Below are 13,848 nucleotides of genomic sequence, written 5' to 3' on the forward strand. Positions count from 1 at the left end.
ACAGGTCCTGACTATGCTGCCGCAACCGTTTTGCGCGGCGAGAGCGAGTGGGCGAGGCAGCTCGCGTCCGCCAGATGCACCAGCCGTCCGGCTGATATCACGGCGACGATGCGCGGCCGCAGCGGCACCTTGTCGTCGACGACGATGATGTCGGCACGGCGGCCCGCGGCGAGCACGCCGCGATCGGCAAGCCCCGCCGCGCGTGCCGGCGCTGACGAGATCAGGTCCCAGGCCTTGGCAAGCGGCAGGACGCCATCGGCGGCGAGGCGGAACGCGGCGAGCAGCTGCGCCGGATAATAATAGTCCGAGGCCAGCACCGAGCAGAGGCCCTGTGCGATCATGTCGGATGCCTTGGTCCAGCCGGTGTGGCTGCCGCCCCGCACGACGTTCGGCGCGCCGAACACGATGAAGTCGCCGGCGGCGGCGGCATCGCGTGCGGTCTCCTCATTGACGGGGAATTCGGCGATCGTGGCGCCCAGCGCCCGAAACTCCTGACGCATCGCCGGGCTGTTGTCGTCATGCGAGAGCATGCGAATGTTGGCCGCGCGTGCAGCCGCAGCCAGCCGCGCGATCGAGGCAGGCACCTCGGGACGGCGCGCCACGATCCGATCGAGCATGTCGTTGACGGCTTCGATAGAGAGCCCGGTGCGCTCGGCGAGCTGGTTGCGCTTCTTCGGCTTGACGTTGCTGTGGTCGTTGAAGGCGAACAGGTCGATGCGGCCTTCGCTGAGCCATTGAATGATCTCGGCCTCGGCTTCGAGATTATGGGTCTCGTGGCGCAGATGGAAGCGCGTATCGGCGGCGAGCTGCGGCCGCAGCGCCTCGATCGCATCGAGCAGCTTGCGCGCATTCTCCGCGCTGCGCAGGCCCGGCTCCCACGACCAGGTCGTGCCGTGGAACACGGTGGTGATGCCGTTGGCGATCGCCTGCCGGTCGCTGTCGATCAGCGCCACGTCGGTCGGGAAATCGACGCCGGGGCGCGGCATCATCTGCCGCTCGAACGCATCGCCGTGCAGATCGATGATGCCGGGCAGCACCAGCAGGCCGCCGGCGTCGAAGTGGAGCGCAGCGCGGCCCTGTTCGGCGTCGAGTGCACCGATGTCGCGGCCTGAGACCCGCAGCGAGGTCTCGATCAAGGCACCGTCAACCAGCGTGCGTCCGCCTTCAATGAAAATGTCCGTCACGTTGCGGCGCTCCATTGCTTGTTCGGGGATCGGGATACGGCCTCGGCCTCATACTTGTCGAGGAATTCCTCGACCGCGACCTTGCGGAAGTCGGGCAGCACACGACGAAGTGTTTCGTGATCCCAGTCCCACCACGCGAGCGCGGTGAGACGATCCGCTGTTGTCTCGGAAAAGCGCCGCTTCACCGGGCGCGCCGGATTACCGGCAACGATGGTGTAGGCGGGGACATCCTTGGTCACGATCGCACCGGCGGCAACCACGGCGCCGGTTCCGATATTCCGGCCCGGCAGCAGGATCGCGCCGTGACCGATCCAGACGTCATGGCCGATATGCACGTGATGCGCACGTCGCCAGTTGAAGAAGTCGGTGTCGTCACTCTCGCCGGGAAAATAGGCGCTGGCGCGGTAGGTGAAATGCGCCTGGGTCGCGCGATGCATCGGGTGGTTGCCGGGATTGATACGGGTCATCGCCGCGATCGAGCAGAACTTGCCGATCGAGGTGTAGGTGATCTGGCTGTCGTTCACGACGTAGGAATAGTCATCCATGCTGACTTCAAGCAGGATCGTGCGCGCGCCGACCTCGGTGTATTTGCCGAGCTTGCTCTCGCGCACCGACGCGGTCGGGTCGATCGTCGGCACAACCGAGAGTGTTTTTCCGGCCATCGGGGCCTCCGCAACTCTTGTAAATCTTTGGCTTCCGGGGAGATGCGCGCTCGTCATCGGGATGCTTGATGACAACATCATGACGTTGCGATGACGTCAAACGAACGACAAGGAAGGGGTGTGGACGATCGCCGCACTGCAACGCCACGTCACATAACTGTCAAGCACCGGGGATAGCGATGGCCCAACACGACGCGGTTGGAGCATTGCATGCTGGTGGTGGAAGGTTTGACGTGCCGGTTCGGCAAGAAGGCCGCAGTCGATAACGCATCCTTTTCGATCGCGCCGGGCAGCTTTGTCGGCGTGATCGGCCGCTCCGGCGCCGGCAAGTCGACGTTGCTGCGGATGATCAACCGTCTCGCCGATCCGACCTCCGGCCGTATCCTGTTCGAAGGCACCGACGTCACGGCGCTGCGCGGCAAGGAACTGCGGCAGTGGCGGGCGCGCTCGGCGATGATTTTCCAGCAATTCAATCTCGTCGGTCGTCTCGACGTGCTGACCAACGTGCTGATGGGCCGACTGGCGCAGATCCCGTCCTGGCGTTCGCTGGCGCAGGTCTGGCCGGAGCAGGACAGGTCGCTCGCGCTCTCGGCGCTCGAGCAATTCGACATCGCCCAATTGGCGGCGCAGCGCGCCGACCAGCTATCCGGCGGCCAGCAGCAGCGGGTCGCGATTGCCCGCGCGCTGGTGCAGGAGCCCGACATCATTCTTGCCGACGAGCCGATCGCCTCGCTCGATCCGCGCAACACCAAGATCGTGATGGACGCGCTGCTGCGCATCAACAAGCATTTCGGCATCACGGTGCTCTGCAATCTGCACTCGCTCGATCTCGCACGAACCTATGGCGACCGGCTGATCGGCATGGCGGCAGGGCGGGTGGTGTTCGACGGCGCCCCGGCGGCGCTCACCGACCATATCGCGCGCGAGCTCTATGACCTCGAGGCCAATGACGTCATGGGCGGCGCGCCAATGCCCGCGCCCGACGGCACGACGGTTCCGGCGCTCGGCACCGCTGCCGCGGCCTGAGCGGCGCGCATTTTCCAATCTGCGAGGCCGGGCGTTTTGCCTGGCCAACAGGTGTAACTACAAAAGAGGGGTAGTCATGTTCACTCGTCGCATCATACTGGCCGGCGCCGCCGTGCTGGCGTTCACCGGCTCGGCATTCGCGCAGGACTGGAAAGCAAAATATCCCGAGCTCACCTTCGCGGTGGTGCCGGCCGAGAACGCCTCCGGCGTCACCGAGCGCTGGACGCCGTTCGTGGCCTATCTGTCCAAGGAGCTCGGCGTGAAGGTCACGCTGCGCATTGCCAACGACTACGCGGCCGTGATCGAAGGTCAGCGCGCCGGCAACATCCAGATTGCCAGCTACGGCTCGGCCTCGTTCGCACGCGCGCGCCTGACCGGCGTCAAGACCGACGCCTTCGCCAACGACATGAACGCCGACGGTTCGACCGGCTACTATTCGGTGTTTTTCGTCAAGGCTTCCAGCCCCTACAAGAAGGTGGAAGACCTGAAGGGCAAGAACCTCGGCCTGGTCGATCCGAACTCGACCTCGGGCAACAACGTGCCGCGCTTCGAGCTCGACAAGATGGGCATCCCTGATGCCGAGGGCTTCTTCGGCAAGGTCGTGTTCACCGGCAGCCACGAAAACGCCGTGCTGGCGCTGGCGCAGGGCACCGTCGATATCGCGGCCAACCAGTGGACCAACGAGGACGACTCGACGCTCGCGCAGATGCTGACCAAGGGCATGCTGAAGAATGCCGACGGCTCGGCGATGAAGAAGGACGACTTCCGCATCATCAACAAGTCGTCGCCGATCATCAACGGGCCCTACGCCTACAATTCCGACCTTCCGGACGACCTGAAGGCGGCGATCGCCAAGGCCTTCTTCGAAGCGCCGACCAAGGACAAGGCCGCCTTTGACCGTCTCTCCGACGGTCAGAAGAAGGGCTTCCATCCGGCCACGACCAAGGATTGGGACAGCACGATCGAGCTGATCAAGTTCGTCGACCGGCTGCGCAAGAAGGCGAGCTGATCGCATCACGGAGACACGCGGAGCCGGGTTTCATGACCCGGCTCTTTCCGTTTCAACCTCCAGCTTCCACTGACCAGCATCATGGCAACCGCCGTATCCATTCTTCCCGCGCCGCAGCTCGCCGTGCTGAAAGACACGTACCGCAAGGCCGTCGCGCGCAAGCGATTGAAGGCCGCGCTGGCGGTGGCCGTGTTCTGCGCCGTCCTGGTGATCGCAGCATTCGGCGCAGAGGTGAATTTGCGCACGCTGTTCACCTATTTCGGCAACTTCGTCAGCTATTTCGATCGCATCCTCACGCTCGACTCGGGCGCGCGGGTCTGGACCGATCCCGCCGAATGGTTCTGGGGTTGGCATAAATGGCTGAAGATGCTCGGCGAGACGCTGCTGATCAGCTATGTCGGCACGCTGACCGGCGCTGTGTTTGCGTTCGCGCTGAATTTCTTCGCCGCCCAGAACACCTCGCCGGGCCCGTGGGTGCGCTTCATCATCCGTCGCCTGCTGGAATTTGCCCGCACCGTACCGGGCATCGTGTTCGCGCTGATCTTCGTGATCGCATTCGGCCTCGGGCCGATGGCCGGCGTGCTGGCGATCGCGATCCACACCACCGGGGCGCTCGGCAAGCTGTTCGCCGAGATCGTCGAGAATGCCGACATGAAGCCGGTCGAGGGTATCCGCTCCACCGGCGCGAGCTGGCTGTCCTGCATGCGCTTTGCCATCCTGCCGCAGGTCTCGGCGGGCTACGCAAGCTACGCGCTGCTGCGCTTCGAGATCAACGTCCGCGAAGCCTCGGTGATGGGCTTCGTCGGCGCCGGCGGCATTGGGCAGGAACTCGTGGTCGCGATCCGCAAGTTCTACTATTCCGACGTCAGCGCGATGCTCGTGACCATCATCGTCACTGTCTTCATCATCGACATCTCGACCGGCTGGCTGCGCGGCCGGCTGTTCGGCAAGGAGACCCGGCGATGAGCCAGCTGCCGAAGCCGGACACGGCGGAACTGCGTGCGAAGTACCCCGGCGTGTTCGAACGCCCGGCGTCGGCACGGTTGGCGATGCCGGTCGTGATCGTGGCGGCGCTCGTGATCTTTGCATACGGCCTGGTCGATCTCGACTTTTCGCCGTCCAGGCTGATCTCGGGAATGAGCCAGCTCGGCTGGATCACCATGATGATGATCCCGCCGAATCCCGGCTCGTCGTTCCCGCTCTACATGCAGGCGCTCGGCGAGACGCTGTCGATCGCGCTGCTCGGCACCACGCTCGCCGCGCTGCTGGCGCTGCCGGTCAGCCTGTTGGCGGCGCGCAACGTCATCCCCTCGAACCTGATCCGCTTTCCGGTGCGCCGCTTCCTGGATTCGATTCGCGGTGTCGATACGCTGATCTGGGCGCTGGTCTGGATCAATGTCGTCGGCCTCGGCCCGTTCGCCGGCGTGCTGGCGATCATGGTCTCCGACTTCGGCGCGTTCGGAAAGCTGTTCTCGGAGGCGATCGAGGCGGCGGATCGCAAGCAGGTCGAGGGCATCCGCGCCTCCGGCGGCAACGCGCTGCATGAAATCCGCTTCGGCCTGCTGCCGCAGGTGCTGCCTGTGATCGCAGGCCAGGTGCTCTACTTCATCGAGTCGAATACCCGTTCGGCCACCATCATCGGCATCGTCGGCGCCGGCGGCATCGGCCTGCAACTCGCCGAGCAGATCCGCGTGCTGGAATGGCAGAAGGTGTCGTTCCTGATCCTGATGATCTTGATCGCGGTGGCTGCGATCGATTTCATCTCGAGCAAGCTGCGCTTTGCCATCATCGGCCAGCGCGCGGTGGTGTAGCCTCTCTTTCGCCTCTCCCCGCGCGCGGGGAGAGGCCGGAATTTTCGCGCAGCGCAAATTCCGGGTGAGAGGGACTCTCCGCAGACTCACGGCTTTCGAATTTGCGGAGATAGCCCCTCACCCCGACCCTCTACGAGCGAGCTTCGCTCGTCTCGACCCCGCAAGCGCGGGGCGAGGGAGCAGAGAGATCAGCTGTTCTCGACCAGAAACTCGACGCGCTCGGCGGCGAAGCGCGAGCGCTTGGTCACCAGCGGGCGATCCAGCATATCGACGTCGGTGGCGTCGACCACCAGCACCGGCCGTCCCAGCGGCAGATCGAGCCGTGCGGCATCGGTCGCATCGGCGATCGCCGCGGTGATCCGGGTCGATGAACGGTGGTAATCTTTCACGCCGTAATGCCCGAGCAGCTTGGTCATCGAGCGAACGTCGGCGAACACGCTGCCGGCATCGGGAAACCGCTCGGCCGACAGCCAGGTGGTGGAAACACAGATCGGCGTCCGGTCGGCGAGCCGCACCGCTTCGATCCGGATCAGCGGCGCACCGATCTTCAGGCCGAGCTCGCGCGCGATCTCGCGGTTGGCGACATCGCTGCCGGCATCGATCAGCTGGCCGCGCGGCTCGTGGCCGCCGGCGCCGACGATCTCGGAGAATCGCGTGCGTGAGCGCAGCGGATAGGCAAGGCGCTGGGCTTCGACATAGGTGCCGCTGCCGCGTTCGGCGCGCACCAGGCCGCGCTCGGCGAGTGCGGCGAGTGCCCGCCGCACGGTGTGGCGATTGACCCGGTAAGTCTCGGCGATCTCCATCTCGCCGGGCAGCTTTTCGCCCGCGGCAAAACGGCCGTCAGCGATGCCGCGCTCGATGCCGTCGGCGACCTGCCGCCACAAGGCGACGCCGGAACTTTCCTGCATGCTCATGGCGCGGTGATACCAGAAATCTTTGGTTTGTCACGAAACAGTCATGGCGCTCGGCTATCAAGTTGTCTATTATCATAGACAACTTGATGCAAGCAAGGTTGCCGATGAATCCAGACAGCAAACAGGCCCAGCGCAAGGCCGCGATGACGGTGCTGGCGCACTCCGCCGCGGCCGACATCGCAGGCCGGCTCGCGGCGATCGCGGTGCCCAGCCATGAGAACCTGCGCGAGCCGGAGAACGGCCTCGTGATGCTGCGCGGGCGGATCGGCGGTGACGGTGCGCCATTCAATCTCGGCGAGGCGACGGTGTCGCGCGCGGCGGTGCGGCTTGTGACCGGCGAGGTCGGTTTCGGCTACACGCTCGGCCGCGACGCGCACAAGGCGCAGATAATCGCGCTGTGCGACGCCATGGTGCAGTCGGCGGAGCTGTCCGGCGAGGTGGAGGCCAAAGTGATCGCGCCGCTGCGTACCGCCATGAATGCCGAGCGCGCCCGCAAGGCCGCGGAGACCGCGGCGACGCGGGTCGATTTCTACACGATGGTGCGCGGTGAGGGGTGATGCAATGACGACGATTGCCGAAATGCCCGCAGGGTTTGCCGACAAGGTGCTGTCGGCGCAATCCACGTTCCGCTCCGTGATGGATGCGATGGCGCGTCCGGGCAGCGTGCAGCGCGTCGCCGCTGATGTCGGAACGCCGGCCGGGATGATGCGCGGCTCGGCCGCGATCGCGCTGACGCTGTTCGATCACGACACGCCGATCTGGCTCGACGCTGCGATGTCGGCGACGCCGGATGTCGCCCGCTGGCTGAAGTTTCACGCCAGCGCGCCGGTGGTTACGGATTCCGCGATCGCAAGCTTCGCGCTGATCGGCGATGCCGCGAACCTGCCGGCGCTCGAGCGCTTCGCATTCGGCAGCAACGAGTATCCTGACCGGTCGACCACGCTGATCCTGCAGGTCGACAGCCTGACGCAGGGTCCGGCCTTCGAGCTGAAGGGGCCCGGCATCGACGGCAGCGCGCTGCTGCAGGCGATGGTCAAGCCGCGCGATCTGTTCCAGCGCCTTTCGATCAATGAAGCGCTGTTCCCGCGCGGCATCGACGTCGTGCTGGTCCATGACGACAACATTGTCGCGATCCCGCGCACCACGCGGCTGATCGCAAGCGGAGTGTGAGCGATGTATGTAGCCGTCAAGGGAGGCGAGCGCGCCATCGAGAATGCGCATCGGCTGTTGGCGCATGAGCGGCGCGGCGATCGCGATGTGCCCGAGGTGACGCTGGCGCAGATCTCCGAGCAGCTCGCGCTGGGCGTCGACCGCGTGATGACCGAAGGCTCGCTCTACGACCGCGAGCTTGCGGCGCTTGCGATCAAGCAGGCGCGCGGCGACATGATCGAGGCGATCTTCCTGGTTCGCGCCTTCCGCGCCACGCTGCCGCGTTTCGGCGCCACCGAGCCGGTCAATACCGGCGAGATGCAGGTGCGGCGGCGCATCTCCTCGACCTTCAAGGACGTTCCGGGCGGCCAGATCCTGGGGCCGACCTTCGACTACACCCATCGCCTGCTCGATCCGCAGCTCGCGGAAGGCTTTGTGCCGGAGCAGCCGGCGACCGCCGAAGCCTCGCAGGCGGCAACGCCGCGGGTCACCGACATCCTCGGCCGTGACGGCCTGATCGAATCCTCGCCGCAGGCAGAGAGCGACGCGTCGGTCGGCGACCTCACGCGCGAGCCGTTGAACTTCCCGGCCGATCGCGATCTGCGGCTGCAGAATCTGGCGCGCGGTGACGAGGGCTTTCTGCTCGCGCTCGGTTATTCGACGCAGCGCGGCTATGGCCGCAAACATCCCTTCGCCGGCGAGATCCGCTTCGGCGAGGTCGAGGTCGAATTCGCAGCCGAAGACGTCGGCTTCGCGGTGCCGCTCGGCTCGATCGAGCTGACCGAGTGCCAGATGGTCAACCAGTTCAAGGGCTCGACGTCAGAGGCGCCGTGCTTCACCCGCGGCTATGGCCTTGCCTTCGGCCAGAGCGAGCGCAAGACCATGTCGATGGCGCTGGTCGACCGCGCGCTGCGTGCACGCGAGCTCGGCGAGGAGGCGGCGGCGCCGGCGCAGGACGAGGAGTTCGTGATGTCGCACTCCGACAATGTCCAGTCGACCGGCTTCGTCGAACACCTCAAGCTGCCGCATTACGTCGACTTCCAGTCCGAGCTCGGCCTGCTGCGCAAGCTGCGGCAGGAGTTCGCGGAGGTCAACGCGGCCGTGGAAATGCAGGAGGCCGCGGAATGAATGCGCCGACATATAATTTCGCCTATCTCGACGAGCAGACCAAGCGGATGATCCGCCGCGCGATCCTGAAGGCGATCGCGATCCCCGGCTATCAGGTGCCGTTCGCCAGCCGCGAGATGCCGATGCCGTACGGCTGGGGCACCGGCGGCGTGCAGGTGACGGCGGCGATCCTCGGGCCCGACGACGTGCTCAAGGTGATCGATCAGGGTTCGGACGACACCACCAATGCGATCTCGATCCGCAAGTTCTTCGGCAAGACCGCGGGTGTCGCGACCACGACCTCGACGACGGATGCGACCGTGATCCAGACCCGGCACCGCATTCCCGAGGCGTCGCTGCATGCCGGGCAGGTGCTGGTCTATCAGGTGCCGATCCCCGAGCCGCTGCGCTTCCTCGAGCCGCGCGAGACCGAGACGCGGCGCATGCACGCGCTCGCCGAATACGGGCTGATGCACGTCAAGCTGTACGAAGACATCGCGCGCTTCGGCCACATCGCGACCGCGTACGCCTATCCGGTGAAGGTGAATGCCCGCTACGTGATGGACCCGTCGCCGACGCCGAAATTCGACAATCCGAAGATGGACAATTGCGCGGCGCTGCAGCTGTTCGGCGCCGGCCGCGAGAAGCGCATCTACGCGATCCCGCCCTATACCACGGTGGTGTCGCTGGATTTCGAGGATCATCCGTTCACGCGCTATCGCTTCGACGCGCCCTGCGCGCTGTGCGGCGCTGACGACTCTTATCTCGACGAGATCGTCACCGACGACAGAGGCGGGCGGATGTTCGTCTGCTCCGACACCGACTTCTGCGAGCAGCGCCAGGCCGCCGGCCATCACGGCACCGAGAGCGCGGCGCCGCACAAGGAGAAGGCGCATGTCTGAGCTCTCGAGCCTCGACAAGGATCAGCCGCTGCTGGTGGCCGAAGGGCTCTGCAAGAATTACGGCCGGCTCCCGGCCTGCCGCGACGTCTCGTTTGCGCTCTATCCGGGTGAGGTGCTGGCGATCGTCGGCGAGTCCGGTTCGGGCAAGTCGACGCTGCTGCAACTGCTCTCAGCGCAGCTCGCGCCGAGCGCGGGACGAGTGTCCTACCGGATGCGCGACGGCGTGCTGCGCGATCTCGCCGAACTCGGCGAAGCGGAGCGGCGCTTCCTGTTCCGCACCGACTGGGGCTTTGTGCATCAAGACCCGGCGCAGGGATTGCGCATGGGCGTCTCGGCCGGCGCCAATGTCGGCGAGCAGTTGATGGCGGTCGGCTGGAATCACTACGGCCGTATCCGAGACACCGCATCGACCTGGCTCGATCGGGTCGAGATCGATGTCGGCCGCATCGACGATGCGCCGAAGACCTATTCCGGCGGCATGCGACAGCGGCTGCAGATCGCGCGCAACCTCGTCACCGAGCCGCGGCTGGTGTTCATGGACGAGCCGACCGGCGGCCTCGACGTCTCGGTGCAGGCACGCCTGCTCGACCTGATGCGCAATCTCGTCAGCGCGCTCGGCCTTGCCGCCATCGTCGTGACCCACGATCTCGCGGTCGCGCGCCTGCTGTCGCATCGCGTGATGGTGATGAAGGGCGGCCGCGTCATCGAGACCGGTCTCACTGACCAGGTGCTCGACGATCCGCGCGAGCCCTATACCCAACTGCTCGTTTCCTCGATACTTCCGCCATGAGCTTGCCAATGACCGCGATGATCGAACTTGCCAACGCCGAGAAGACCTTCACCATGCATCTGCAAGGCGGCGTCGAGCTGCCCGTGGTGCGCGGCGTCTCGTTCCACGCCGATCCCGGCGAATGCGTGGTGCTGTCGGGCCCGTCGGGCGCCGGCAAATCCTCGATCCTGAAGATGATCTTCGGCAATTACCGCTGCGACAGCGGCCGGATCGGCATCCGCCACCGCGGCAAGGTGGTCGACCTTGCGACCGCCGAGCCGCGCCAGGTGCTGAGCATCCGCCGCTCGACCATCGGCTATGTCAGCCAGTTTCTGCGCGCGGTGCCGCGGGTGGCGACGATCGACGTCGTCGCCGAGCCGTTGATCGTCAACGGCGTGGCGCGCGAGGAGGCCCGCGAACGCGCTGGACGCCTGTTGCGCCGGCTCAATATTCCGGAGCGGCTGTGGACGTTGCCGCCCTCGACCTTTTCCGGCGGCGAGCAGCAGCGCGTCAACATCGCACGCGGCTTCATCTCGGACCTGCCGATCCTGCTGCTGGACGAGCCGACCGCTTCGCTCGATGCGGCGAATCGCGCAGTGGTGGTCGAGCTGATTGCGGAGAAAAAGACCAAGGGCGTCGCAATGGTGGCGATTGTCCATGACGACGAAATCCGCCATCTGATTGCCGACCGTATCGTGGACGTGACCTCGTTCGCCGCTGCTGCCTGAAGGACTGTTTGAAATGACTGCCAAGCAAGACACCATCATCGGCAACGCCCGGCTGGTCCTCGCCGATCGCGTGATCGAGCAGGGCTGGGTCGCGATCGCAGATGGCAAGATCGCCGAGTTCGGCGAGGGCAGGGCGCCCGAGGCTGCCGAGGACGCCGGTGGCGATCTCGTGATGCCCGGACTGATCGAGCTGCACACTGACCATCTCGAGATGCACTACGTGCCGCGGCCGAAGGTGTTCTGGAATCCGGTCGCCGCCGTGATCTCGTATGACGGGCAGCTCGCGACCTCCGGCATCACCACGGTGCTGGATTCGCTGCGGGTCTGGCGCGAGGATGGCGCCGAGGACGTCGACGGCCGCGCCGGCGTGCTGGCCGCGGCGATCTCGGCGGCGCGCGAGGAGAACCTGCTGCGGGCCGATCACTTCCTGCATCTGCGCTGCGAGGTGCCGATGCCCGATGTCGTCGCCGAGGCCAAGGAGCTGATCGACCGGCCCGACGTGCGGCTGATGTCGCTGATGGATCATACACCGGGCCAGCGCCAGTTCCGCGACGAGGTCAAGCTGCGCGACTACTACCGCGGCAAGGGCGGCGGCATGACCGACGCCCAGCTCGACGTGCTGTTCGCCCGGCGCTTCGCTTATCAGAAGGAATATGCCGTAGCGAACACCCGCGCGATCGTCGCGCTGGCGCACGAGTATGGGATTCCGCTGGCGAGCCACGACGACACCACGGATGAAAACGTGGTCGACGCCGTCAACGACAAGGTCGCGGTCGCGGAATTCCCGACTACGATGGAAGCCGCGCGCGGGCTGCACGCCGCCGGCATCGACATCCTGATGGGCGCGCCGAACGTGGTGCGCGGCGGCTCGCACTCCGGCAACATCGCCGCCGTCGATCTCGCCAATGAGGGCATGCTCGATATCCTGTCGTCGGACTACATCCCGTCGAGCCTCTTGATGGCGGCGCTGCAACTGCCGCGGCATGTGCCGGCGATCGACCTCGCCGCCGCCGTCCGCACCGTGACCAAGACGCCGGCCGAGGCGGTTGGCCTGTCCGATCGCGGCGAGATCGCGGTCGGCAGGCGTGCCGACCTGATCCGCGTCCACGTCGCGCGCGATCTGCCGGTGGTGCGCAGCGTCTGGCGCGAGGGAGCCAGGGTCGCATGAGCGAAGTCCCTGCCGTCGCCGCGCAGCACGCCCCCGCGATCGGTCCCGGCCGGTTGATTCTGGTGGTCGGCCCGAGCGGCGCCGGCAAGGATACGCTGCTGGGGCTCGCGAAGGCGGCCTGCGCCGACGATTGCGACATCGTGTTTGCCCGCCGGCTGATCACCCGCCAGGCCTCGGCCTCGGAAGACAATGAAGAGGTCAGCGCGGAGACCTTCCAGCGTGCGGTGGGCGCCGGCGACTATGCCATGCACTGGGAAGCACATGGCCATCGCTACGCGCTGTCGCGCGCGATCAACGATGAGATCCGCGCCGGACGCACCGTGATCGCGAATGTCTCCCGCACGGTGATCGCGGCGGCGCGTCGCAACTATGCCAATGCCGTGGTGGTCTCGATCACGGCGCCGCCGGATGTGCTGGCGGCGCGGCTGGCCGCGCGGGCACGCAGCAGCGACGGTCTGCTCGCACAGCGGCTGGCCCGCACAGTCGACGAAAGCGCGTCGACGCCCGATTTCACCATCGTCAATTCCGGTACCGCCGAATATCACGCGCGACAGCTTGTCCGGATCATCAAGGGCGAGCGCTGGGACGAGTAGCACGAGACGACTGGCCACAAAGGAGAACAGCACGAATGTCGGTGATTTCCACGATCGAGCAACTTGAGGCGATCTACGGCTTCCCGAACGACGCGTCGACCGTGAAGGTCGCGGATCACGTGACGCCGCTCTATCGTGTGCTCATCGAGAAGTCGCCATTCGTGTCGCTTGCGACCTCGGGGCCCGAGGGGCTGGACTGCTCGCCGCGCGGCGACCTGCCGGGCTTCGTGCGCATCCATGATGCGAAGACGCTGATGATGCCGGATCGCCGCGGCAACAATCGCTGCGATTCGCTGCGCAATATCGTTCGCGATCCTCGCGTCGGGCTGTTATTCCTGATCCCGGGCTCGGGCAGCACGCTGCGCGTCAACGGCCGCGCCTATGTCTCGGCCGAGCCGGAGCTGCTGGCCTCCTTCAAGATGGAAGGCAAGGCCCCGCGCACGGTGATCGTGATGAATGTGGACGAAATCTATTTCCAGTGCGCCCGCGCGATCGTGCGCTCTGACCTCTGGAATCCGGACAAGCGGGTCGATCCGAAGGCCCTGCCGACGCCCGGCCAGATCCTCGCCGAGATGAGCGAGCACACGGTCGGCGGCGAGACTTACGATCGCGAATGGCCGGAGCGCGCGCGACAGACGATGTGGTGAGGCCTCTTCTCCCTCGCCCCGCACTCTTGTCCGCCGAAGCCCGCCTTCGGGCGAAGGCGGATGCGGGGTCGAGACGAGCGAAGCTCGCTCTTGGAGGGCAGGGGTGAGGGGTGGTGCCGCAAACGACAGTGAAATTTATGTTCGCGGAGAGTCGTCCTCACCCGAATTCGACCTCTCCC

The 13,848-nt window shown here is 65.9% G+C and carries 16 protein-coding genes; 13 read left to right on the forward strand and 3 right to left on the reverse strand.

Annotated elements, in window-relative coordinates; translation table 11 throughout:
* Positions 1–11 precede the first annotated feature (11 nt).
* Entirely contained in the window at positions 12–1,184 is a 1,173-nt protein-coding gene (locus tag CO675_RS01130) for an alpha-D-ribose 1-methylphosphonate 5-triphosphate diphosphatase (RefSeq protein ID WP_245452591.1), read from the reverse strand.
* Positions 1,181–1,846, reverse strand: a complete 666-nt coding sequence (locus CO675_RS01135) for an LbetaH domain-containing protein (RefSeq protein WP_097670201.1) — start codon at positions 1,844–1,846, stop codon at positions 1,181–1,183. Before CO675_RS01135 ends, CO675_RS01130 begins: the two co-directional genes overlap by 4 nt.
* A gap of 210 nt (positions 1,847–2,056) precedes the next feature.
* Here CO675_RS01135 and phnC point away from each other — a divergent pair, with 210 nt between their 5' ends.
* From phnC to phnE (CO675_RS01155), 4 genes are all read left to right on the forward strand, one after another.
* Entirely contained in the window at positions 2,057–2,872 is an 816-nt protein-coding gene (gene phnC, locus CO675_RS01140) for a phosphonate ABC transporter ATP-binding protein (protein ID WP_097670202.1), read from the forward strand.
* Between the two features lie 76 nt (positions 2,873–2,948).
* Positions 2,949–3,881, forward strand: coding sequence for a phosphonate ABC transporter substrate-binding protein (phnD, locus tag CO675_RS01145; protein WP_097670203.1), 933 nt, complete (start codon positions 2,949–2,951; stop codon positions 3,879–3,881).
* A gap of 81 nt (positions 3,882–3,962) precedes the next feature.
* Positions 3,963–4,847: a phosphonate ABC transporter, permease protein PhnE gene (phnE, locus tag CO675_RS01150; protein ID WP_097670204.1), complete on the forward strand. Its 885-nt coding sequence runs from the start codon at positions 3,963–3,965 to the stop codon at positions 4,845–4,847.
* A complete protein-coding gene (phnE, locus tag CO675_RS01155) occupies positions 4,844–5,692 on the forward strand; it encodes a phosphonate ABC transporter, permease protein PhnE (protein ID WP_097670205.1) in 849 nt (282 codons plus the stop codon). The genes phnE (CO675_RS01150) and phnE (CO675_RS01155) overlap by 4 nt, the downstream gene beginning before the upstream one ends.
* Positions 5,693–5,880: 188 nt before the next feature.
* Here the strand turns inward: phnE (CO675_RS01155) and phnF are convergent, their stop codons facing one another.
* Complete coding sequence (gene phnF, locus CO675_RS01160) at positions 5,881–6,606, reverse strand: phosphonate metabolism transcriptional regulator PhnF (protein WP_097670206.1); 726 nt, start codon at positions 6,604–6,606, stop codon at positions 5,881–5,883.
* Positions 6,607–6,710: 104 nt separating this feature from the next.
* Here phnF and phnG point away from each other — a divergent pair, with 104 nt between their 5' ends.
* Genes phnG through CO675_RS01205 form a run of 9 tightly spaced genes read left to right on the forward strand, consistent with a single transcriptional unit; the run spans position 6,711 to position 13,669 of the window.
* Positions 6,711–7,163, forward strand: a complete 453-nt coding sequence (gene phnG / locus CO675_RS01165; protein WP_097670207.1) for a phosphonate C-P lyase system protein PhnG — start codon at positions 6,711–6,713, stop codon at positions 7,161–7,163.
* A gap of 4 nt (positions 7,164–7,167) precedes the next feature.
* Positions 7,168–7,776, forward strand: coding sequence for a phosphonate C-P lyase system protein PhnH (gene phnH / locus CO675_RS01170; RefSeq protein ID WP_198964451.1), 609 nt, complete (start codon positions 7,168–7,170; stop codon positions 7,774–7,776).
* Between the two features lie 3 nt (positions 7,777–7,779).
* Positions 7,780–8,883 carry a carbon-phosphorus lyase complex subunit gene (locus CO675_RS01175; RefSeq protein ID WP_097670209.1) on the forward strand — a complete coding sequence of 368 codons (1,104 nt, stop codon included), beginning with the start codon at positions 7,780–7,782 and terminating at the stop codon, positions 8,881–8,883.
* A complete protein-coding gene (locus CO675_RS01180) occupies positions 8,880–9,764 on the forward strand; it encodes an alpha-D-ribose 1-methylphosphonate 5-phosphate C-P-lyase PhnJ (RefSeq protein WP_097670210.1) in 885 nt (294 codons plus the stop codon). Before CO675_RS01175 ends, CO675_RS01180 begins: the two co-directional genes overlap by 4 nt.
* Entirely contained in the window at positions 9,757–10,554 is a 798-nt protein-coding gene (phnK, locus tag CO675_RS01185) for a phosphonate C-P lyase system protein PhnK (protein ID WP_097670211.1), read from the forward strand. Before CO675_RS01180 ends, phnK begins: the two co-directional genes overlap by 8 nt.
* Positions 10,555–10,562: 8 nt before the next feature.
* A complete protein-coding gene (gene phnL, locus CO675_RS01190; protein WP_198964452.1) occupies positions 10,563–11,261 on the forward strand; it encodes a phosphonate C-P lyase system protein PhnL in 699 nt (232 codons plus the stop codon).
* A gap of 13 nt (positions 11,262–11,274) precedes the next feature.
* Entirely contained in the window at positions 11,275–12,429 is a 1,155-nt protein-coding gene (locus CO675_RS01195) for an alpha-D-ribose 1-methylphosphonate 5-triphosphate diphosphatase (RefSeq protein ID WP_097670213.1), read from the forward strand.
* Entirely contained in the window at positions 12,426–13,022 is a 597-nt protein-coding gene (gene phnN, locus CO675_RS01200; RefSeq protein WP_097670214.1) for a phosphonate metabolism protein/1,5-bisphosphokinase (PRPP-forming) PhnN, read from the forward strand. Before CO675_RS01195 ends, phnN begins: the two co-directional genes overlap by 4 nt.
* 35 nt (positions 13,023–13,057) lie before the next feature.
* The gene (locus CO675_RS01205) at positions 13,058–13,669 is read left to right on the forward strand and encodes a pyridoxamine 5'-phosphate oxidase family protein (protein WP_097670215.1); all 612 of its coding nucleotides are present in this window, start codon (positions 13,058–13,060) and stop codon (positions 13,667–13,669) included.
* Positions 13,670–13,848: the final 179 nt, after the last annotated feature.

The organism is Bradyrhizobium sp. C9 (assembly GCF_002532045.1).
Classification (GTDB): Bacteria; Pseudomonadota; Alphaproteobacteria; order Rhizobiales; family Xanthobacteraceae; genus Bradyrhizobium.

Excerpts from the sequence above, each read along its gene's own strand:
- phnK (WP_097670211.1), top strand. The coding sequence starts at position 9,757 with ATGTCTGAGCTCTCGAGCCTCGACAAGGATCAGCCGCTGCTGGTGGCC.
- phnC (WP_097670202.1), top strand. The coding sequence starts at position 2,057 with ATGCTGGTGGTGGAAGGTTTGACGTGCCGGTTCGGCAAGAAGGCCGCA.
- CO675_RS01135 (WP_097670201.1), bottom strand. The coding sequence starts at position 1,846 with ATGGCCGGAAAAACACTCTCGGTTGTGCCGACGATCGACCCGACCGCG.
- phnG (WP_097670207.1), top strand. The coding sequence starts at position 6,711 with ATGAATCCAGACAGCAAACAGGCCCAGCGCAAGGCCGCGATGACGGTG.
- phnE (WP_097670204.1), top strand. The coding sequence starts at position 3,963 with ATGGCAACCGCCGTATCCATTCTTCCCGCGCCGCAGCTCGCCGTGCTG.
- CO675_RS01205 (WP_097670215.1), top strand. The coding sequence starts at position 13,058 with ATGTCGGTGATTTCCACGATCGAGCAACTTGAGGCGATCTACGGCTTC.
- CO675_RS01195 (WP_097670213.1), top strand. The coding sequence starts at position 11,275 with ATGACTGCCAAGCAAGACACCATCATCGGCAACGCCCGGCTGGTCCTC.
- phnF (WP_097670206.1), bottom strand. The coding sequence starts at position 6,606 with ATGAGCATGCAGGAAAGTTCCGGCGTCGCCTTGTGGCGGCAGGTCGCC.
- phnE (WP_097670205.1), top strand. The coding sequence starts at position 4,844 with ATGAGCCAGCTGCCGAAGCCGGACACGGCGGAACTGCGTGCGAAGTAC.
- CO675_RS01180 (WP_097670210.1), top strand. The coding sequence starts at position 8,880 with ATGAATGCGCCGACATATAATTTCGCCTATCTCGACGAGCAGACCAAG.
- phnH (WP_198964451.1), top strand. The coding sequence starts at position 7,168 with ATGACGACGATTGCCGAAATGCCCGCAGGGTTTGCCGACAAGGTGCTG.
- CO675_RS01175 (WP_097670209.1), top strand. The coding sequence starts at position 7,780 with ATGTATGTAGCCGTCAAGGGAGGCGAGCGCGCCATCGAGAATGCGCAT.
- phnD (WP_097670203.1), top strand. The coding sequence starts at position 2,949 with ATGTTCACTCGTCGCATCATACTGGCCGGCGCCGCCGTGCTGGCGTTC.
- phnL (WP_198964452.1), top strand. The coding sequence starts at position 10,563 with ATGACCGCGATGATCGAACTTGCCAACGCCGAGAAGACCTTCACCATG.
- phnN (WP_097670214.1), top strand. The coding sequence starts at position 12,426 with ATGAGCGAAGTCCCTGCCGTCGCCGCGCAGCACGCCCCCGCGATCGGT.